The sequence below is a fragment of the Shewanella sp. SG41-4 genome (assembly GCF_014164505.1).
Lineage (GTDB): Bacteria > Pseudomonadota > Gammaproteobacteria > Enterobacterales > Shewanellaceae > Shewanella.
In genome coordinates, this window is the sequence record NZ_JACJFI010000001.1 from 36,161 (window position 1) to 58,371 (window position 22,211).

Annotated in this window: 8 protein-coding genes; 7 read left to right on the forward strand and 1 reads right to left on the reverse strand. The window is 44.6% G+C overall.

What is annotated here, in order from left to right:
* The first annotated feature begins 261 nt into the window (after window positions 1-261).
* From H5202_RS00175 to H5202_RS00200, 6 genes are all read left to right on the forward strand, one after another.
* A complete protein-coding gene (locus H5202_RS00175; RefSeq protein WP_182751392.1) occupies window positions 262-1,143 on the forward strand; it encodes a helix-turn-helix domain-containing protein in 882 nt (293 codons plus the stop codon).
* Window positions 1,127-9,031 (forward strand): type I polyketide synthase, encoded by a 7,905-nt coding sequence (locus tag H5202_RS00180; RefSeq protein ID WP_182769957.1) that lies wholly within the window; start codon window positions 1,127-1,129, stop codon window positions 9,029-9,031. Before H5202_RS00175 ends, H5202_RS00180 begins: the two co-directional genes overlap by 17 nt.
* Window positions 9,028-11,121, forward strand: coding sequence for a PfaB family protein (locus H5202_RS00185; protein WP_182769958.1), 2,094 nt, complete (start codon window positions 9,028-9,030; stop codon window positions 11,119-11,121). The genes H5202_RS00180 and H5202_RS00185 overlap by 4 nt, the downstream gene beginning before the upstream one ends.
* Window positions 11,118-17,024, forward strand: coding sequence for a hotdog fold thioesterase (locus H5202_RS00190; RefSeq protein WP_182769959.1), 5,907 nt, complete (start codon window positions 11,118-11,120; stop codon window positions 17,022-17,024). The genes H5202_RS00185 and H5202_RS00190 overlap by 4 nt, the downstream gene beginning before the upstream one ends.
* A gap of 20 nt (window positions 17,025-17,044) precedes the next feature.
* On the forward strand, window positions 17,045-18,673 hold the full coding sequence (gene pfaD, locus H5202_RS00195) for an eicosapentaenoate synthase subunit PfaD (RefSeq protein WP_182769960.1): 1,629 nt from the start codon (window positions 17,045-17,047) through the stop codon (window positions 18,671-18,673).
* Between the two features lie 63 nt (window positions 18,674-18,736).
* Entirely contained in the window at window positions 18,737-18,994 is a 258-nt protein-coding gene (locus tag H5202_RS00200; protein WP_011636691.1) for a hypothetical protein, read from the forward strand.
* A 97-nt stretch (window positions 18,995-19,091) separates the two neighbouring features.
* Here H5202_RS00200 and H5202_RS00205 read toward each other — a convergent pair whose 3' ends face one another.
* Window positions 19,092-19,784, reverse strand: coding sequence for a fumarylacetoacetate hydrolase family protein (locus H5202_RS00205; protein ID WP_182769961.1), 693 nt, complete (start codon window positions 19,782-19,784; stop codon window positions 19,092-19,094).
* Window positions 19,785-20,157: 373 nt separating this feature from the next.
* On the opposite strand from H5202_RS00205, the gene H5202_RS00210 reads away from it, so the two are divergent.
* Window positions 20,158-22,194 (forward strand): methyl-accepting chemotaxis protein, encoded by a 2,037-nt coding sequence (locus H5202_RS00210; RefSeq protein ID WP_220493722.1) that lies wholly within the window; start codon window positions 20,158-20,160, stop codon window positions 22,192-22,194.
* Window positions 22,195-22,211 lie beyond the last annotated feature (17 nt).

Genomic DNA, 22,211 nt, shown 5'->3' on the forward strand with positions numbered 1-22,211 from the left:
CCTTGTTATGCTTTATTCTCTATTTAAATTATTCACATTAACGTAACTAACATAAAAAACGTCACATAATCACACATAGCAACATCGCGTTATAACCCTCTTTAATTACACTGCTCACGCTTTTTAGTCTCGGGTGATTGTATCGAAGTGAAACCTCAGGTAATCTGCTTATTCTTAATACGTATAAATGGATATTTGAACGAGCTTAAGTGAGTTTGAGTGAGCTAAAGTCCCAATAGATTATTTGGAATTCCTGTCTAGATGACAAAAAAGATAATTACACATTTAGAATCTGGTCTATTCAAGGGTAAACCTCGCCAAAAAACGGTCCATCACCGTAATGCGACTACGACGCCTGAAATGCGTCAATTTATTCAGCAATCCGATTACAGCGTCAGTCAATTATCTAAAATCCTCAATATCAGCGAAGCCACAGTACGTAAGTGGCGTAAACGTGACTCAATCGATAACACCCCAAATACCCCGCACAAACTCAACACGACACTATCCCCAATGGAAGAGTACGTGATGCTCGGCTTGCGTTATCAATTAAAAATGCCTTTAGATAGGCTGCTAAAAGTCACCCAGGAATTTATCAATCCTAATGTTTCTCGCTCCGGTCTTGCCCGCTGCTTAAAGCGTTTTGGGGTATCTAAACTAGACGAATTTGACAGCCCTTTTGTGCCAGAAAAATTCTTCAATCAGCTGCCTATTACTCAGGGAGCAGATATTCAAACCTATACCGTTAACCCACAGACCTTAGCCGATACCTTGGCCCTACCAAGTCCAGATCCGGACAACGTAGTGCAAGTCGTGTCGTTAAGTATTCCGCCTCAATTAACAAAACAGCAAGCCTATTCTGTTTTGCTTGGAGTCGATTTTAAGTCTGACTGGGTTTACCTAGATATTTATCAAGACAGCCATACGCAAGCGAGTAATCGCTATATAACGCATGTCTTAAAACAAGGACCATTTCATTTACGAAAGTTATTGGTTCGAAACTATCACACTTTTCTTGCTCGTTTTCCTGGAGTAAGTCAACCAGCCGCAGTATCCACCAGCACCATTGATGCAGCTGGATCCCAACACCAGATAACTGAACCTCAGTTATCAAACGGAGACTCAAATGAGCCAATCCAGTAATAAAGACAAGCGTTTAAACAAACGCTTGAAAGACATGCCTGTCGCGATCGTCGGTATGGCGAGTATTTTTGCTAACTCACGTTACCTAAACAAATTTTGGGATTTAATTAGCGAAAAAATTGATGCGATTATCGACGTCCCAGAAACCCATTGGAATACTGAAGATTACTACAATTCTGATAAATCAATGGCCGATAAAACTTACTGTAAACGCGGTGGTTTTTTACCTGAAGTCGATTTCAATCCAATGGAATTTGGCTTGCCACCTAATATCCTCGAACTAACAGACACCTCGCAACTTTTATCGTTAGTGGTTGCCAAAGAAGTGTTGGCCGATGCAGGTATTGATGCACAGTACGATACCGATCGCATCGGTATTACATTAGGCGTCGGCGGTGGTCAAAAAATCAATCACAGTCTTAGCGGTCGCTTACAGTACCCAATACTCAAAAAAGTATTTAAAAATAGTGGTCTAAGTGATGCAGACACTGAGATGTTGATCAAGAAGTTTCAGGATCAATATATTCACTGGGAAGAAAACTCATTTCCAGGCTCGCTTGGCAATGTTATCGCTGGGCGTATTGCTAACCGCTTTGATTTAGGCGGCATGAATTGCGTGGTTGACGCGGCTTGTGCAGGTTCTTTAGCTGCAATGCGCATGGCGATTACAGAATTAGTTGAAGGCCGCAGTGACATGATGATCACGGGTGGTGTATGTACCGATAACTCGCCTTCGATGTACATGAGCTTTTCAAAAACCCCCGCATTTACTACCAACGACACCATTCAACCTTTTGACATTGATTCTAAAGGCATGATGATTGGTGAAGGTATTGGCATGATGGCGCTTAAACGTCTTGATGATGCCGAGCGTGATGGTGACCGAATTTATGCTGTTATCAAAGGTATTGGCTCATCATCTGATGGTAAGTTTAAAAGTATTTATGCTCCACGCCCAGAAGGCCAAGCTAAAGCATTAAGACGCGCTTATGATGATGCTGGTTTTGAACCGCACACTGTTGGCTTAATTGAGGCCCATGGTACTGGTACTGCAGCAGGTGATGTCGCGGAGTTCAATGGCCTTAAATCGGTGTTTGCCGACGGTAATGACACTCAACAGCACATTGCCCTTGGGTCAGTTAAATCGCAAGTTGGTCACACTAAATCAACCGCAGGAACCGCTGGAGTAATTAAAGCGGCGCTGGCTTTGCATCATAAAGTGTTGCCGCCGACCATTAACGTCAGTAAACCAAATCCAAAATTAAACATTCAAGACTCGCCATTTTACTTGAACACTGAAACCCGTCCATGGTTGCCAAGAGCAGACAATACGCCACGCCGAGCGGGTATTAGTGCCTTTGGTTTTGGTGGCACTAACTTCCACATTGTGTTGGAGGAGTACCGTCAAGAACATGTTCGTGGCGATAAGTATCGTCAACGTTCAGTGCCACAAAGCCTATTGATCCATGCTGAAAACAAAGCCGCATTACAGGCTCAATTAACCGCACTGCAAACTGAAATTAATGCTGTTGATACCACACAGCAAAATCGCCAAGAAATTGTATTAGCCGATTTTGGTAAACGTTTTGCCTTGAATACCATCGCCCCTAATGCGGCACGTATAGGCTTAGTAGTTGCTTCATTAGCAGATTTAACCATTCAGCTGACTCAGGCGCTGGCGCAGTTAAGCTCAAATACTGCCGACTGCTGGCAATTGCCTTCTGGTACCAGTTATCGCGCAGCAGCATTGATTCATCCTGAAGCTGCAAGCCATAAAGTGGCAGCACTATTTGCTGGGCAAGGGGCACAATATCTGAACATGGGCGCCGATTTAGCCTGTTTGTATCCAGAAATGCGTCAGCAACTGATGCAAGCTGATAAGGTGTTTGCGCAACATAAACAAACACCATTGTCGCAAATTATGTACCCAAACCCTGCTTTTGAAGCCGAAGAGATTGCCGCGCAACAGGCAGCATTAACCAATACCGCCAATGCCCAGAGCGCTATTGGAGCGGTGAGCATGGGCCAATATGCATTATTGACTCAAGCAGGTTTTAAAGCCGATATGGTTGCCGGCCATAGTTTTGGTGAACTGTCAGCATTATGTGCGGCAGGGGTCATTAGCCAAGCTGATTATTACCAATTGGCCTTTGCTCGCGGCCAAGCAATGGCAGCTACGCCTAAAGATCAAGACGCTGGTGTAATGTACGCCATTATTGTCCCCGCTCAATCTGTTGAACACGGTGTTGAAAAGCTTGAACAGTGCATTAGTGCATTTGAGGGCGTCAAGGTTGCTAATTACAATGCACCAACCCAACTGGTTATTGCAGGCCCAACAGCGTCATGTACCTTAGCGGCACAAGCAATTACCACTGAACTTGGCTTTAAGGCAATCGCTCTGCCGGTTTCTGGCGCGTTCCACACTCCATTAGTGGCGCATGCTCAGAAACCGTTTGCTGCGGCAATCAATAAGATTAAATTTGCTAAACCGAAGCTAAGCCTTTATGCCAATGGCACAGGTAAAGCACATCCTAATGATGCTAAAGCAATCCAAGCTGCATTTAGTGAGCATATGTTGCAATCGGTTCGTTTCAGCGAACAGTTAAACGCCATGTATGATGCTGGGGCTCGCGTATTTGTTGAGTTTGGTCCTAAGAATATCCTCCACAAGTTGGTTGAAGCGACCTTAGGCAATAAAGCCGAATCAGTCAGTGTAGTGAGCTTGAACCCAAATCCTAAAGGCAATAGTGACACTCAACTACGCCAAGCGGCCTGTCAACTTGCGGTATTAGGGGTGGCATTGACCGAGGTTGATCCTTATCAAGCGCCTATCGCTGAACTTGCCAAAGTATCACCGATGAACGTCAAGTTAACCGCAAGTAATTATATTAGTCCGGCCACTAAAGCCAAAATGCAAAAGTCATTGCAAACCGGCACCGTTACCAGCCTAACAGTGGAAGTGCCTGTCGAGAAAGTTGTGGAAAGAATTGTGGAAAAAGAAGTGATTAAAACTGAATACATTGAAGTGCCTGCAACATCAGCTCAGGCACCAGCCTCTGCAGCAGTTACACCTTTAGCGGCAATAGCTCCTGTAGCTGTTGCTAAGCAAGTTCGCTCAAATGTACCGGCGTCGACCGATAGTATCGGTGCATTTTTTGCTGCGCAGCAACAAACCGCTGAATTACATCAGCAATTTTTAGCCATACCACAACAATATGGCGATACGTTTGCTCACTTGATGACAGCCCAAGCACAAATGGCGTCATCGGGATTAGCCATTCCAGATAGCTTGCAACGTTCTATGGAGCTGTTCCACCAGCATCAAGCACAAACATTGCAAAGCCATACGCAATTTTTAACACTGCAAGCACAAACAAGTCATGCTGCATTAGCCATGTTGCAAGGGCAAACTCCAATGCCTGCAACAGTATCTGCTGCGGCACAGCCTGCATTTGTGCCGCAAAGCCAAGTTGCTCAAGCCCCAATGATAGCTTCGCCTGTCGTCGCTCCTGTTGCTCCGGCTCTGGCTCCAGTTCAAATGCCTCAAACGGCTCAAGCGGTTCAGTCTCAACCGACAGCCAGTAAACCTGTTCAAGCTCCTGTGGCTCAGCAAGTTAGCTCTGCCGTGGTTTCTGCACCAACAGCCGGACTAACACAGCAACAAGTGTTAGACACTATGCTCAATGTGGTTGCAGACAAAACCGGTTACCCAACAGAAATGCTTGAACTTGGCATGGACATGGAAGCCGATTTAGGTATCGATTCAATCAAGCGTGTAGAAATTCTCGGCACAGTACAAGATGAGCTTCCAGGCTTACCTGAACTGAGCCCAGAAGATTTAGCCGAGTGTCGCACACTGGGTGAAATCGTTAGCTACATGCAAACTAAACTGCCTGCGGCAAACACGGCTACTGTAGCGTCAACAGGATCAACATCGGTAGTTACTGCAGCACCAGCCTCAACGGGCTTAACCGCTGAAAATGTTCAGCGCACCATGTTAGCTGTGGTTGCCGACAAAACCGGTTACCCAACTGAAATGCTTGAACTTGGCATGGACATGGAAGCTGATTTAGGTATCGATTCAATCAAGCGCGTTGAGATTTTAGGCACAGTGCAAGATGAGCTTCCAGGTTTACCTGAACTGAGCCCAGAAGATTTAGCTGAGTGTCGCACCCTGGGTGAAATCGTTAGCTACATGCAAACCAAATTACCAGCGGCCAACTCGGTTGCTTTAGCGTCAACGGGATCAACATCGGCAAATGCTGCTGCACCGGCAGCAACGGGCTTAACCGCTGAAAACGTCCAACGCACCATGTTAGCTGTAGTTGCCGACAAAACCGGTTACCCAACTGAAATGCTTGAACTTGGCATGGACATGGAAGCAGACCTTGGTATTGATTCAATCAAACGCGTCGAAATTTTAGGTACAGTGCAAGACGAGCTACCAGGTTTACCTGAACTCAATCCAGAAGATTTAGCCGAGTGTCGTACCTTGGGCGAAATCGTCAGCTACATGCAGACTAAACTGCCTGCAGTCAGCACTGCGGCTCCAGTAGCAACTGCAGCGCCAACAACGGGCTTGAGTGCTGATACAGTATTAAGCACCATGATGTCAGTAGTAGCCGACAAAACCGGTTACCCTGCAGAAATGCTTGAACTGAGCATGGACATGGAAGCAGACCTTGGTATCGACTCAATCAAACGCGTTGAAATTCTAGGCACAGTGCAAGACGAACTACCCGGTTTACCTGAGCTGAACCCAGAAGATTTAGCCGAGTGTCGTACCTTGGGCGAAATCGTCAGCTACATGCAAACCAAATTACCTGCGGCCAGCACAGTGGCTCCAGCATCAATTGTATCTTCATCTGCACCTGCAACAACGGGCTTAAGTGCTGATACAGTTTTAAGCACCATGATGTCAGTGGTAGCCGACAAAACCGGTTACCCTGCTGAAATGCTTGAACTGAGCATGGACATGGAAGCAGACCTTGGTATCGACTCAATCAAACGCGTAGAGATTTTAGGTACAGTGCAAGATGAGCTTCCAGGCTTACCTGAGCTGAACCCAGAAGATTTAGCCGAATGTCGCACCCTAGGTGAAATCGTTAGTTACATGCAAACCAAATTGCCTGCAGCAACCACTATTGCGGCGGTCGCACCAACATCAACTGCAAACAAGGTTGACGTTAACACCGCGGCATTACCTCCACACAGCGAGGTAGCGCTAAAAAAGTTACCAGCGGCGGATAAACTCGTAGATTGCTTTTCAACAGACTCTTGTATTGTCATCACAGACGATGGCCACAATGCAGGTTTACTGGCTGAAAAGCTAAATGCAAAGGGATTAACCGTCGCCGTTATTCGTAACCCACAAACCATTAGCGTGGCACATTCACCCTTAAGCAGTGATATTAAAAGCTACACCTTGAGCAGCATTGATGATGCCCAAATTGCACAAGTCATTGCCGATATTAAAGCCGATTTGGGCGCTGAACATGCCATTGCAGGCTTTATTCATTTACAGCCTCAAGCTACCGCTAACAGCAGCGAATTAATGTCGTGCACTGTTGCAGCAAAAGCCGCTGTCGACAACGCATTTTTATGGGCTAAGCATCTTCACGCTGAATTTGCTAAACCGACTCAAGATTCACGCTTATGCTACTTTACCGTGAGCCGTTTAGACGGCGGATTTGGTTATCTTGATAATACTCAGCTAGCAACAGCAGAGCTTAATCAAGCAGCCTTATCTGGCCTGAGCAAAACCCTAAGCCATGAATGGCCACAGGTGTTTTGCCGCGCATTAGACATTGCCAACAATATTGATACTACAAGCTTTGCCGATGCCATCGTTGCTGAGTTATTTGATATCGATGGTGCCAATGCTAGCGCAGATCGCATTAATGAAGTGGGGATCAGTAACCAAGGTCGAGTAACCTTAGTTGCCGGCAACGCTAGCGAACAGTTTGCACCAGCAAGCCTAAACAAAAATGACACTATTTTGGTCACCGGCGGTGCAAAAGGCGTAACGTTTGAATGCGCCCTCACCTTAGCCAAACAATGCCAATCACATTTTGTGTTAGCAGGTCGTAGCCAACATTTTGGTAGCGACTTACCGGTTTGGGCGCAAGGCAAACAAGCTTCAGAATTAAAAGCCGCAGCCATCGCTTATATTCAATCTCAAGGCAATAAACCAACGCCAAAACAGATTGATGCTCTAGTGTGGCCAATAAGCAGTAGCCTAGAAATCGATGCTGCGTTAAGCGCTTTCAGTAAAGTTGGTGCCAGTGCTCAGTATGTCTCGATGGATGTCAGCGACGCCCAAGCAGTAGCTGCCAGTCTTAAAAATCTGACTAATGCCAAGGGTGGCTCATTAACCATTAATGGGGTTATTCACGGTGCAGGCGTGTTAGCCGATAAGCACATTCAAGATAAAACCTTGGATGAACTTAACCGCGTATACCACACCAAAGTGACTGGCCTTGCTAGCATTATTAATGCACTAGACCCACAGCAGATTAAGGTGATTGCACTGTTTTCATCGGCAGCCGGTTTTTACGGTAATACCGGACAGAGTGATTACGCTATGTCGAATGAAATCCTCAACAAAACTGCACTGAAACTAGCGCACACTTTACCGCAAGCTAAAGTGATGAGTTTTAATTGGGGCCCCTGGGATGGCGGAATGGTCAGCTCAGCATTAAAGAAAATGTTTGTTGAACGTGGCGTTTACGTTATTCCGCTACAAGCGGGTGCCGAGCTATTTGCTCACAGTTTATTAAGCCAACAAGGGGCGCAACTGCTCATTGGCTCTGATATGCAAGGTTCATCAGAACAGGATAATGCTGCAAAAAAGCTTAATGCGGACGCTTTGCTTATGGCCAAGGGTTCGCTGACATTTGCTACTAATACACTTGTGACTAAAGCATTTACGGCTAACGCAGTTACGACTGAGGCAGTTACGACTAAGACATCGGCTACTGATAATATCAGTCAGACGGTGACTCGAGTATTAACCCCGACTGAAATGCCTTTTGTTAGCGACCATTGCATTGCTGGTAATCCGGTATTACCGACGGTATGCGCCATGCAATGGATGCGTGATGCGGCAGAAACGTTATGTCATGTGCCTGTCAGTATTGCTGAATACAAATTGCTTAAAGGGGTTATTTTTGACACCAATGAGCCACATTTGTTGCAACTGGCACTAACGCAAACTGACGCAGGGATGAGCGCGCTGATCTCCTCTCGTTTGTTAAACGATCCAAGCGCCACCATGAAACCGCAATACCAAGCTCAATTGGAGATCAATAAGGCGATATTGGCAGCTGAAGTTGCTAAACCGATTATTGGCGACAACAGTTTGGCTCAATGGGCCAACATGACGCCATTGTATTCAGGCGCTGAACTGTACCAAAACGGAACCTTATTTCATGGCCCACGTTTGCAAGGCATTGCTCAAGTGTTGGCATTTGATGATGCTCAGCTACTGTGCCGAGTGCAATTGCCGCAGATTAATGTCGCAGACTGCCAAGGTTTTATACCGTCGTCGGTATTAGGTGGTAGCCAAATTTTCGCTGAAGATTTGCTACTACAAGCCATGCTGGTATGGGCAAGACTGAAATACGATGCTGCAAGTTTACCGTCAACAACCGGTGAGTGTGTTACTGCTTGGCCATTTGCAAATGGTGATAAAGGTTATATTCAACTTGATGTAGTTAAGCACAGCGGCAGAATGCTGGTGGCTAACGTGAGTTTATATCATCAAGACGGCCGCCTGAGTTGCCAAATGCTCAATGCTAAAGTGACCATTAGTAAAAGTTTGAATGGGGCATTTATTCCACATCAAGCTTGTGCTGAACTTTCTCACCACAGCAAGGACACCGTGTGACAGCCTCAGATAACATGATGCTAAAACCCATTAGTGAGCGTATTTTGCAGCAACAAACCAAGCCAATGCGCTTGGCTTTGTTGCTCAGCAAACCCAATATAGGCTCGGTTAATGAGCACAGGGTTGCGATTGATACTCAGCATAGCGACGGTTTTGAACTGGCGTTATTACACAGCATAGAGCGACTATCAGCCACTTTTGATGAAATGGTCAATATTGCCGATCAGTTGTGGATAATGCCTGGGTTACTTGCCGCGAAACATGGCGTTCATGCGCATGCTTATCTCAATGGTATTGCACTTGGTAGCAATCAGGCTGAAGCAATAACACTCGCGCTGAGCCATGCAAAACGTTTACATACTCAACCAGAGATTGTCGCGCTAGATAGCAATGCAAAAAACAATACGGCTAACAATGCACAAACCGCATTAGCAGCAATGGTTACCCTAGTAGAGTCTATCGCCAGTCGTAACATACCAGCACAAGATAAGGTCAACAGTCAGTATTGGTTTAGCCCACTTCACCAAAGTCGGGTTGCAGCCTTATGTTACCAAACTGGCGACGATGTTCAGGCAATGATCTTGACCCAAGGACGTGCATTAGTCGCCTCAAAGCAATTGGTTAATCCCCAACGTTTATGGCTGCCACTTTCAGCGACTTCATTGGCACAATTGCACACTAAGCTAATGGCTTTTTCTGCACAGGTAAATTCAGCGACAGACGATTTAAGCTTACTTACACTTATCAAAAGTACATTGGCCGATTATCAAACTGATTCGCCCCTAGCTTTAGTGTTGATGGCGCAGGATCGTAGCGGATTAATCGTAGAAGTTAGTGCGATGTTGGCAATGATGTCGACTCACCTTCAGCCAGACGTTAACGATAAGCCGCCGATAGAATATAAAACCCCTGCTGGCAGTTGCTTCTATTCTGCTCCGCTGGGTGATAATGGCTTGAGTTTTGTCTATCCCGGCGTAGGTACTGTGTATCCAAACATGCTCAGTCAAATGGGCTTGGTGTTCCCCAGTGTGTACGCCGAACTCGAAAGCCAAGGTGACATGCCATCGATGTTACAAACAGAGTTTATTTATGCGGCGGATAAAAACCGTGCCGCACAGATGAGCTTGAGCCAATTAGCCATTGCCGGTGTTGGCGCCAGCTATGTGTTAACCAAGCTGTTGCAGCAAGAATTTGCTATTGAACCTAAATTTGCCTTGGGTTATTCCATGGGTGAAGCTGCCATGTGGGCGAGTTTAGATGTATGGCAAGCGCCGCACACTATGATTGAAGCAACCCAAAACAGCAGTATCTTTACCCAAGATATTTCAGGTGAGCTTCGCTGCGTTCGTCAACAATGGCAATTAGCCGATAACGAAACCATTGTGTGGAATAGCTTTGTTACTCGAGCCAGCATTGACGAACTCACGCCTCACTTAGCGGATTACCCGCGCGCTTATGTTGCCATCATTCAAGGCGACACCTGTGTTATCGCAGGTTGTGAATCCAGTTGTAAAGCGATGTTAAAACAAGCAGGTAAACGCGGTATTGCAGCCAATCGAATTACGGCAATGCATACGCCAGCGGCGCTAAATATTATCGATCAGGTAAGTCAGTTTTATCAGCAACCGCTGCTGGAAAATTTGCCCAAGCAATTGCAGTTTATCTCGGCTGCACAAATAGCGCCTGTCACACTAGACTCAAACGCTATAGCAAAATCGATTGCTGATACTTTTTGTCATCAGTTGGATTTTACTCAGTTAATCCACAATGCTCGAGAGCAAGGCTGTCGATTATTTGTTGAGGTCGGAGCCGATAGACAAGCAACCACCTTAATTGACAAAATTAATGCTCAGAGTAGTAATACATCCCCAGCAATGGCGATTGCAGTTAACGCCAAGGGCGGCGACGATGTCAGCAGTTTACTCAAGTGTCTGGGACAATTAATGGCTCATCGTGTGCCGATGTCATTAACGCCCTTTTTTCGCAGCCTTGATGATGCGATTAATTTATTATCTCAGCAGACGGCAATAGCCGGCGGCTCACCACTGGCTCATTCCAGTGAAACATTACTAGAAGGAGAACCTCATTGAGTTCTCAAGCTACCCCCAAAATTGCCATTGTCGGTTTAGCCAATCAATATCCCGACGCGAATACTCCCGCTAAATTTTGGCAAAACTTATTAGACAAAAAAGATTCGCGCAGCCAAATCAGTGCCAGTAAGCTCAATGCTTCACCGAACGACTACTTAGGTGTACAAGGTGAGTCGGACCGTTTTTATTGTGATAAAGGCGGCTATATTCAGGACTTTCAATTTAACCCTCAGGGTTATCGAATTGAGCCCGACGAATTTAATGGTTTGGATGACAGTTTCTTATGGGCAACCGACACCGCGAGAAATGCATTAACTGACGCGGGTATAGACCTTAACAATAACGTGCTGCAACGCACTGGTATTGTCATGGGCACTTTATCGTTCCCAACGGCCAAGTCTAACGAGCTATTTGTACCGCTTTATCACCGCGCGGTTGAAAAAGCCTTACAGACCAAACTCCAACAGCCAAACTTTAATCTGCAATCGTTTAATCAAACGTCGAAAAATAATACTATTGCCAATGACAATAACAATGTAGCGCCTAAAACGGTTAACCTACGAAATGGTGCCATTGCCCATAACGCCTCAAAAATCGTTGCCGATGCATTAGGTTTAGGTGGTACGCAACTGAGTTTAGATGCCGCCTGTGCAAGTTCGGTTTACGCATTAAAATTGGCCTGCGACTACTTGCATACCGGCAAAGCAGACATGATGCTGGCTGGCGCAGTGTCGGGAGCCGATCCGTTTTTTATCAATATGGGCTTTTCGATATTTCATGCCTATCCCGACCACGGTATTTCCGCCCCATTTGATAGTAACAGTAAAGGTTTGTTCGCTGGTGAAGGTGCTGGGGTATTAGTGCTCAAACGCCTTGAAGATGCCGAGCGGGATGGCGACCATATTTACGCTTTAGTCAGTGGCATCGGCTTGTCGAACGATGGTAAAGGCCAGTTTGTGTTAAGCCCAAACAGCAAAGGCCAAGTGCAAGCATTCGAGCGCGCTTATCGCGATGCAGCAGCAATCGATCCAAGTATCACCCCAGCCAGCATTGAAGTGATTGAATGTCATGCTACGGGGACACCATTAGGCGACAAAGTTGAATTAACCTCGATGGAGCGTTTTTTTGAAGACAAACTTCAAGGAAGCGCTACACCATTAATTGGTTCAGCAAAATCCAATTTAGGCCATTTACTCACCGCTGCAGGCATGCCAGGGATCATGAAAATGATTTTTGCTATGCGCCAAGGCGTGTTGCCACCGAGTATTAATATTAGTACTCCTATTACCTCGCCCAACGGCTTATTTGGCCAAGCGACTTTGCCAAATGATGTGCTGCCGTGGCCCGATAAAGTCGGCAATAAAGCCCGCCATGCTGGCGTATCAGTATTTGGTTTTGGCGGGTGTAACGCTCATTTATTGATTGAGTCATATCAAGCTAAAGCTGTCACTGACAGCACTCTGAATAATAGCACTAGAACTCGTCAGTCAACGTTAGTTGATGCAGAAACGCCGATGCACATTACCGGCATGGCTGCGCATTTTGGTCAATGCAGTAGTATTGATGCACTGGCGAGTAAAATCATCGCCAAACAAGCCATCTTTAGCCCGCTACCCCGTAAGCGCTGGAGAGGTTTAGACAAACATCCTGAACTATTAGCCCAATATGGCATCACAGAAGTACCACAAGGCGCGTATATCGATCAGTTCGATTTTGATTTCTTGCGCTTTAAAGTGCCACCCAATGAAGATGATCGCTTAATATCGCAACAACTACTGTTGATTAAAGTCGCCGATGAAGCTATCGCCGATGCCAAGCTAACACCAGGTAGTAAAGTCGCCGTGTTAGTCGCCATGGAAACCGAACTTGAACTTCATCAATTCCGTGGTCGAGTTAACTTACACAGTCAAATAGCTCAAAGCCTTAACGCTCAAGGTATTCAATTATCTACAGCGGAATATGACAGTCTTGAAACCATTGCGATGGACAGTGTGCTCGACGCCGCTAAACTTAACCAGTACACCAGCTTTATTGGTAATATTATGGCGTCGCGCATAGCCTCATTATGGGATTTCAACGGCCCGGCATTTACCATTTCTGCGGGCGAACAGTCAGTTAACCGCTGTATTGATGTTGCGCAAAACTTATTTGCGTTAGGCTCGTTACAAGAGCCATTAGATGCAATTATTATTGCCGCTGTAGACCTGTCTGGCAGCATTGAAAATATGCAGCTTAATACCGCAAAGCTTAACGCCAAGGGCTTGCGTTCCACAGATTGGTTAGTGGGTGAAGGGGCTGGCGCACTAGTATTACAACAAACCAATGCTACACACACTCAGCTTCACAGCTACGCCAGTATCGACAGTGTCAAATTTAAGCCATTGTCACAATTACCAACACAATTACCAACGACACTATCGGCTGATATTATTGAGTTAAACCAATCACCAGAATGTATATTATCGACTCAAGGCAAGCAGTTTGCCCAAGGATTAGCGAATGCAACAACAGCCGCCAGTTCAGCACCATTATTGAGTAAAGCCCATGATATTCTCGGCCATACATTTGCCGCTTCTGGGATGGCCAGTTTGCTGCACGGTTTAGTGCAAACTCGTCACATCGACAAACCGTCTATCAATGCCCGGGTATTCACCAGCAGCGATAATCAATACTCACAAGTCGACGTATCTGTTTCTGCGGCGCAACAACACGCATTACACACTCGACTTGGTCATAATTTAACTCAACAATTGGCTACGGGCAGTAAGTTAAGTTTAATTAAACAAGTCAGTTTAGGTGGTCGCGATATCTACCAACACATTATCGACAGCCCCCTTGATGCGCTCGACAGTATTATTAATCAATGTGCTGATATCGCCCCTACGGTGGTCAACACCATTGATAGTAAGCCGCAAACTATTCGAGATAATAGCCTTCTTAGCGTCAATAATAGCGAGAATATCGCCGAGCCTCTTATGTCAGAAAATATACCTGAAAACACAACGCCAAAGCAGCCAATGGTTGCCAGTATGACAAACCATACGATTCCACCAGCACATTTAACTGCTTTTCAGCAAAATCAGTGGTTAGCACAACAAGCGCATTTAGCTTATTTAGCCAGCCGAGATGCAGGCTTGAAAGTGGCAGACAGTTTATTACGGTCCCAATTAGCCGGTTTGATCCATCAGCCAACAGCGACTCAAGTCACGTCATCAGCCGCTAATCCTTATGCAGTTAATACTGCTATGCAGACTGCGGTTAATACTGGAGTGAATACTGCAACAATTAGCCCTGCAACATTCATTCAACCTAATCATGCTTGTGTGCCGGCCTACACTGCGCCTATTCCAGCGGATAAACCGTGTATTTGGAATTATGCTGATTTAGTTGAGTATGCAGAAGGCGATATCGCCAAGGTATTTGGCCCAGATTACGCCATTATCGACAGTTACTCGCGCCGAGTTCGCCTACCGACTACTGATTATTTATTGGTATCACGCGTCACTAAACTCGATGCCACCATGAATCAATACAAACCTTGTTCAATGACCACAGAATACGACATCCCCGTCGATGCGCCGTATTTAGTGGATGGTCAAATTCCTTGGGCTGTAGCAGTAGAGTCAGGTCAATGTGACTTAATGTTGATCAGTTATTTAGGCATTGATTTTGAAAACAAGGGCGAGCGGGTTTATCGCTTATTAGATTGCACATTGACCTTCTTAGAAGATTTACCTCGTGGCGGCAACACTCTACGTTACGACATTAAAATCAATAACTTTGCCAGCAATGGCGACACGTTATTATTCTTTTTCTCTTACGAATGTTTCGTAGGCGACAAGATGATCCTAAAAATGGATGGCGGTTGTGCAGGCTTCTTTACTGACAAAGAACTGGCCGATGGTAAAGGGGTTATTCAAACTGAAGATGAAATTAAACGTCGTCAACAAGTGATCAATAATCCAAATAAGCCGACATTCACCCCATTACTACACTGCAGTCAAACTGCCTTTGATTATGGCCAGATTCATCATTTACTGACTGGTGATATTGGCAGCTGTTTTGGTGGCGAACATGTCGCGCACCAGTTACAAACTGGGATGCAAAAATCGCTTTGTTTTGCCTCAGAAAAATTCTTAATGATTGAACGTGTGAGTCAATTACAAACACAAGGTGGCGCGTGGGGCTTAGGCTTACTCGAAGGTCATAAACACATTGCGCCTGACCATTGGTATTTCCCTTGTCATTTCCAAGGCGACCAAGTGATGGCTGGCTCGTTAATGGCTGAAGGTTGTGGCCAACTATTACAGTTCTTCATGATCCACATCGGCATGCATACTCTAGTAGAAAATGGTCGATTCCAACCATTGGAAAATGCTTCGCAAAAAGTTCGCTGTCGTGGCCAAGTATTACCGCAAACGGCTGAGCTGACTTATCGCATGGAAGTGACTGAAATCGGTATTCACCCTCGCCCATACGCTAAAGCCAATATTGATATTTTACTCAATGGTAAAGTCGTGGTCGATTTCCAAAACTTGGGTGTGATGATTAAAGAAGATGCCGAATGTACTCGTTATCCGCTTATCTCGTTAGACGCTAGCCCTGCAGTTGATTCAAACGCTAGCAGTAAAGTGATTGCTAACAAAGCGCCATTAATGGCGCAAATTCCAGATTTAAACGCCCCGACTAACAAAGGCGTTATTCCACTAAAACACGTTGAAGCGCCCATTGTAAGCGCCGATTCAAAGTACGCTAATCGCGTGCCTGATACCGTGCCATTTACCCCATACCATATGTTTGAGTTTGCTACTGGCGATATCGAAAAATGCTTTGGGCCTGACTTTAGTATTTACCGCGGACTTATCCCACCGCGCACACCTTGTGGCGACTTACAGTTAACCACTCGCGTGGTTGAAATTAACGGTAAGCGCGGCGAACTGAAAAAACCATCATCGTGTATCGCAGAATACGAAGTGCCGGCAGATGCTTGGTACTTTGCTAAAAATAGCCATCAAGCGGTAATGCCTTATTCGGTGTTAATGGAAATTTCATTACAACCCAATGGCTTTATTTCTGGCTACATGGGCACCACCTTAGGCTTCCCGGGGCAAGAGCTATTTTTCCGTAACTTAGACGGTGGCGGTAAATTATTACGTCATGTGGATTTACGCGGTAAAACTATCGTCAATGATTCAAAATTATTATCAACCGTAATCGCCGGTAGTAACATTATTCAAAGCTTCACTTTTGAGTTAAGTGTCGATAATGAGCCGTTTTACACGGGTAGCGCAGTATTTGGTTACTTTAAAGGTGATGCGCTTAAAAATCAGCTCGGCATCGATAACGGTAAAATCACTCAACCATGGCATGTTGATAATAACGTTGCGGCTGACATTAGCGTTAATTTACTGGATAAGCAGTCACGGGTGTTTACTCCGCCAACGAGTCAACCGCATTATTGTTTAGCGGGCGGTCAGCTTAACTTTATCGACAAAGCAGAAATTGTTGAAACGGGTGGAAAATACGGTAAGGGTTACCTTGCTGCGTCACGCACTATTGATCCAAGTGATTGGTTCTTCCAATTCCACTTCCATCAAGATCCAGTTATGCCAGGTTCATTAGGTGTTGAAGCCGTGATCGAGTTGATGCAAACTTACGCCATCAGTACAGACTTAGGTAAAGGTTTCACTAATCCAAAATTCGGCCAAATATTGTCGGATATTAAATGGAAATATCGCGGTCAAATTAACCCACTGAACAAACAAATGTCACTTGATGTACATATCAGTGCAGTAAAAGATGAAGACGGTAAACGCATCATAATTGGTGATGCTAATTTAAGTAAAGATGGCCTGCGAATTTACGAAGTCAAAGATATCGCCATCTGTATTGAAGAAGCTTAGGTCAAAAAGGAATAATAATAATGACAACACAAGTGCATAACGAAAAGCTTTCTCCTTGGCCATGGCAAGTTAGCCAGCAACATGTCAGTTTTGACCCTGCAGGGATGAACAACAAGCTCAAAGATTTGTCGCAAGCGTGTTATGTGGTTAACGACACCCAACAAGGCTTAGGGGTTGCTCAGCAAGCTCAAGTGGTGACCGATGCTATTACAGCAGCAAATGCTCTGCCGGTCAGCGCATTTGCACCTGCCCTTGGCACCCAAAGCTTAGGCGACAGTAATTTCCGCCGCGTGCACGGGGTTAAATTTGCTTATTATGCTGGCGCGATGGCCAATGGTATTTCTTCTGAAGAACTGGTTATTGCATTAGGTCAGGCGGGTATTTTATGCTCGTTTGGCGCAGCAGGATTAATTCCGTCACGGGTTGAACAAGCGATAAACCGCATTCAGGCCGCGCTGCCAAATGGTCCTTATGCGTTTAATTTAATCCACAGCCCAAGTGAACCAGCGCTAGAGCGTGGCAGTGTCGAGCTGTTTTTAAAGCACAAAGTGCGCACTGTTGAGGCCTCTGCTTTTTTAGGCTTAACACCACAAATTGTCTATTACCGCGCAGCGGGATTAAGCCGTGACGCACACGGTGAAATTCAAATCGACAATAAAGTGATTGCAAAAATCAGCCGTACTGAAGTCGCCATTAAGTTTATGCAACCCGCGCCAGTTAAAATACTGCAACAGTTGTTTGATGAAGGACTTATTAGCGCAGAACAAATGGAGCTGGCTCAATTAGTGCCCATGGCTGATGATATTACCGCTGAAGCAGATTCAGGCGGTCACACAGACAATCGCCCATTAGTCACTTTACTGCCGACCATTTTAGCGTTAAAAGATGAAGTGCAAGCACAATACAACTATAAAATCCCTATTCGGGTTGGTGCCGGTGGCGGTGTTGGCACGCCCGACGCGGCACTGGCGACATTTCATATGGGTGCAGCCTACATTGTTACTGGTTCAATTAACCAAGCCTGTGTAGAAGCTGGAGCCAGCGTGCATACACGTAAATTGCTCGCCACTACAGAAATGGCCGATGTGACCATGGCGCCAGCCGCCGATATGTTCGAAATGGGTGTTAAGCTGCAAGTGGTAAAGCGCGGTACTTTATTCCCAATGCGGGCCAACAAGTTATACGAAATTTATACCCGTTATGATTCGATTGAAGCCATTCCAAGCGACGAGCGCGAGAAGCTTGAAAAACAAGTATTCCGCTCAAGCCTTGATGATATTTGGGCTGGCACGGTAGCGCATTTTAATGAGCGCGACCCAAAGCAAATAGAGCGCGCTAAAGATAATCCTAAACGTAAAATGGCGCTGATTTTTCGTTGGTACTTAGGTCTGTCTAGCCGTTGGTCAAACACTGGCGAAACTGGACGTGAAATGGATTATCAAATCTGGGCAGGTCCGGCACTGGGCGCGTTTAATGCGTGGGCCAAAGGCAGTTATTTAGATGACTACACCCAACGTCATGCAGTAGACTTAGCCAAACACTTAATGCATGGCGCAGCTTATTTGGCCCGAGTTAATTTATTAACAGCACAAGGTGTTAGCCTTCCGGTAGCATTACAACGCTGGCGCCCAGTTGATCAAGTAAAGTGATCGACCAAGTGAATAGATTGATCTCGCTTTATTGCGAGATCAGCGAGAAAGATAGGAACCGACATGAGCGATACACAGAAACTCGATTTTTCGGCAGTTAACGACCCAACATTGGCATCGTTTAATCAGCAAAAGAATCTGATTAAACGCATGCTAAAGGGCAATAGCGCCACTTGCAATGACTGCAATAAACCGTTGACACTGCAATTGCCTCCCAACACTCCAAAGGCAGCAAAAAGCGCTAAAGCCCCAGGGATTTATTGCGCTAAAGGTTGCACTGATATCGAGCTAGACATGGAAGCCGTTGCGTTGATGAAATAGCATTAATTAAGCGTGCAAATTTGATGTCCTCATAAAAAATGACCCTCTTTAATAAGAGGGTCATTTTTTCGAGTGTTCTTTATTTCTCGGCCTAACGTTATTTTGCCTGCCATTGCTTAACTATTTCTGGGTTACCACAAAGCTGTTCAATCGGTTTATCTCCCAACAACGCAGCTTCAAATACAGTAAATGGCACATTAGCCCATAAGCTAAGCTCAAATTGGGTATTAGCTGACACTGTGCCTACGCCTTTGGGTGTGCCTGTCATCACAATGTCACCATCATTTAAGGTCATAAACTCACTAACAGCATTAAAAATAGCGTGTGGCTGGTACATCATTAATTGCTGATGACCTAATTGTGTCACGACATTATCAATGCTTAATTGAAAGCACCAATCTTTGATGTCTGGTGTTATTGCAATAAATTCACTGAAAAGAGCCGACCCATCAAATGCTTTAGAACGCTCCCACGGTAAACCTTGTTTTTTTAGCTTAGTCTGTAACTCACGCTTAGTCATATCAAGTCCAACGCCAACGGCACTGAACTGACCATCACTCACCATGAAGCACAACTCTGCTTCATAATGCAAAGGTTCACCTAACTGACTACGTAAAGTGATGGATATGGCTGAATTAGGCTTAAGAAATACCACCATCTCGTCAGGTATCTCATTACCAAGTTCGTTAATATGCTCAGCATAATTACGTCCAATACAAATAATTTTTGATGGGATTATGCTACTTACTTGGCCATCTGACTGCGTTAGTGATACTGATTGTAGACCCACATTAACCTCGAATAATTGAAAGCAGTGATAAGCGTAACTCTTCTAACGATAAAGCTAAATATGTCAAAATAGAACAACTGCTCTTTTTAAATAATAGCCAAAGCATTATCGCTTGCCTATTAAATTGTTAATAGCTGAACGATATTGCCGACTAGTCTTATCCAACCAGCATATATTCTCGATACTTATTTAGATTAAAAAAGAAAAATATAACTTTAAAAACAAAGGTATATTTCTATTTTCACACAATTCCATTTACATTATTTTAACAACCAACTACTCTAGAGTTTGTCACTATTGGACAAAAATCATGCTTGATTAAGTATTAATACAGTAAGAATGACGTCAGAAAAATAACAATATGAGAGACTAAATGACAATATTCGAATTGACAATCAAACAAAAAATAGCATTAGGATTTGCCTCAATTGGCTTATTACTGCTTGCTGGAAGTAGCTTTTTCTATCATTCCTTGAGTAAAATTCAAACAGCCAATGTTAATATAGAAACGCTAGCAGTACCTGTACAAAATCAGTCAAATGCCTTGCAAATTACTTTATTAAAAATGGCTAAAACCGGCAGTTTAGCCTATTCACAAATCGATAATAACAATATTGACCTCAGCTATAAGCAGTTCAAGCAGTTACAACTAGAGTTCAGAGAGGTATTGACGACATTATCAAAAAAAGTAGCTGATCAGCCCACAATGCTACAGTCATTAACTCAAGCTCAAAAATCATACCAGCAGTACGAACAGCAATCGCACATCATGTTCGGCGCTAAACTTGAAATTGGACAAAACCGCGACAACTTCACTGCATTAAAAAAACAATTTGATGATGTTCGAATTAATGCCAGTAATAATATGATTGATGTAGAACTGATAGAAGCCCCTTCAGGCGAGCAGCAGTTGTTAAACGAAGTCATTGGCGGCGGAGTACGCATCGACGACATGCTGTTTACTCTGGGCAATACCATGACAGAACTTGGCCGATTAATCTCTGTTGATGCCGTTAATATTCATAAACAAGATGTGGCCATGTTATTAGGTAATATTACGGTTAATGGCAACTACTTAACCCAACAAGCAGAGCCTTTGGGTGCAACTGCGCTATTTGTAGATTTTGACACCAACTTGCAAGCAATTAAAAACTTCACCGATAACCCCGGTAGCTTGTATCTCGCGCAACAAAATGTCGTCAATCAGCAGCGCTTAGCTGAAAATAGTAACCAGCAAGCTAACACCTTTTTTGATGCCACCAACACTCAGTTAGATCAATTGGTCAAACTTGCCAATGAAAGATTCCACCAGTTACAAATGGTGGCAATAGATGAAGTGAGTACCGCACAAACATTCGCTATCGCAATGGCGTTGGTGTTTGTGTTAATGGCTATCTTTATCTATTACTTCACATCAAAAGCCATGTTAGGCCCTCTGCAAGCTATTAATCGGGCATTATCACGTATTGCCAGTGGCGATTTATCTCGACGATTGACCAAACGAAATAATGATGAATTTGGCGAGTTGATGGATAACATCAACAAACTGTCTGACGACCTAACTAATTTATTGCAAGCCATTAGTCGTGATGCACACTTACTTGATGAATCAGCGATTAGATCGCAAGCACAAAGCGAGACAATATCCCGTTCAGCTTCCGCACAAATCAACAACATTAGCCAAGCTAAACAGCTTGCAGAGCAGATACATCAAAGCTCAAATCAGGTCAATGAACAAGCCACTGAGTCAGAACAACATGTCAAATTAGCTTCTTCTCAAGGGATACAAATAAAAACCATCGCCGATGATAATCGTATCCGTATTGAAACCTTATCAACCAGCTTGCACGACTCGGTTAAGATCATGGCAAAGCTTAGTCAGCACAGTGACAATATTGGAGGGATTTTGACTACTATTAGCGCTATTGCAGACCAAACTAATTTATTAGCCTTAAATGCCGCTATTGAAGCTGCAAGGGCCGGTGAGCATGGTCGTGGCTTTGCCGTTGTTGCTGATGAGGTTCGGTCATTAGCCTCTAGAACTCAGTTATCAACTGCCGAAATTCAAACTATGATAAATGCCTTACAACAAGAAACCACTTACGCCGTTACAGCTATCTCAAAAGGGCAAACACAAGCGAGTGAATGTGTGGAGCAAAGCCAGTCGTTACATGATGCAATAGAGCAAATTGAGAAAGCACTTAGTACCATTAATGGCATGAGCCAATGTATTACTCATGCTGCCAATGAACAAGTAAATCATAGCCAACAAATAGAGCAAACGATGACTCAAACAGCAGATTCTGCAGAACAAAATGCCCAAGAGTCAGCTTCAATGACACAGCAAAGTCAGCAATTAAATCAATTAGCTCATTCGCTTACCGCCTCTGTTGAACGCTTTACACTCTGATCCGTAGCGTAATAAAA

Bases quoted from the DNA above. Each gene is read 5' to 3' on its own strand.
- H5202_RS00175 (WP_182751392.1), top strand. From the start codon at position 262: ATGACAAAAAAGATAATTACACATTTAGAATCTGGTCTATTCAAGGGT.
- H5202_RS00180 (WP_182769957.1), top strand. From the start codon at position 1,127: ATGAGCCAATCCAGTAATAAAGACAAGCGTTTAAACAAACGCTTGAAA.
- pfaD (WP_182769960.1), top strand. From the start codon at position 17,045: ATGACAACACAAGTGCATAACGAAAAGCTTTCTCCTTGGCCATGGCAA.
- H5202_RS00200 (WP_011636691.1), top strand. From the start codon at position 18,737: ATGAGCGATACACAGAAACTCGATTTTTCGGCAGTTAACGACCCAACA.
- H5202_RS00210 (WP_220493722.1), top strand. From the start codon at position 20,158: ATGACAATATTCGAATTGACAATCAAACAAAAAATAGCATTAGGATTT.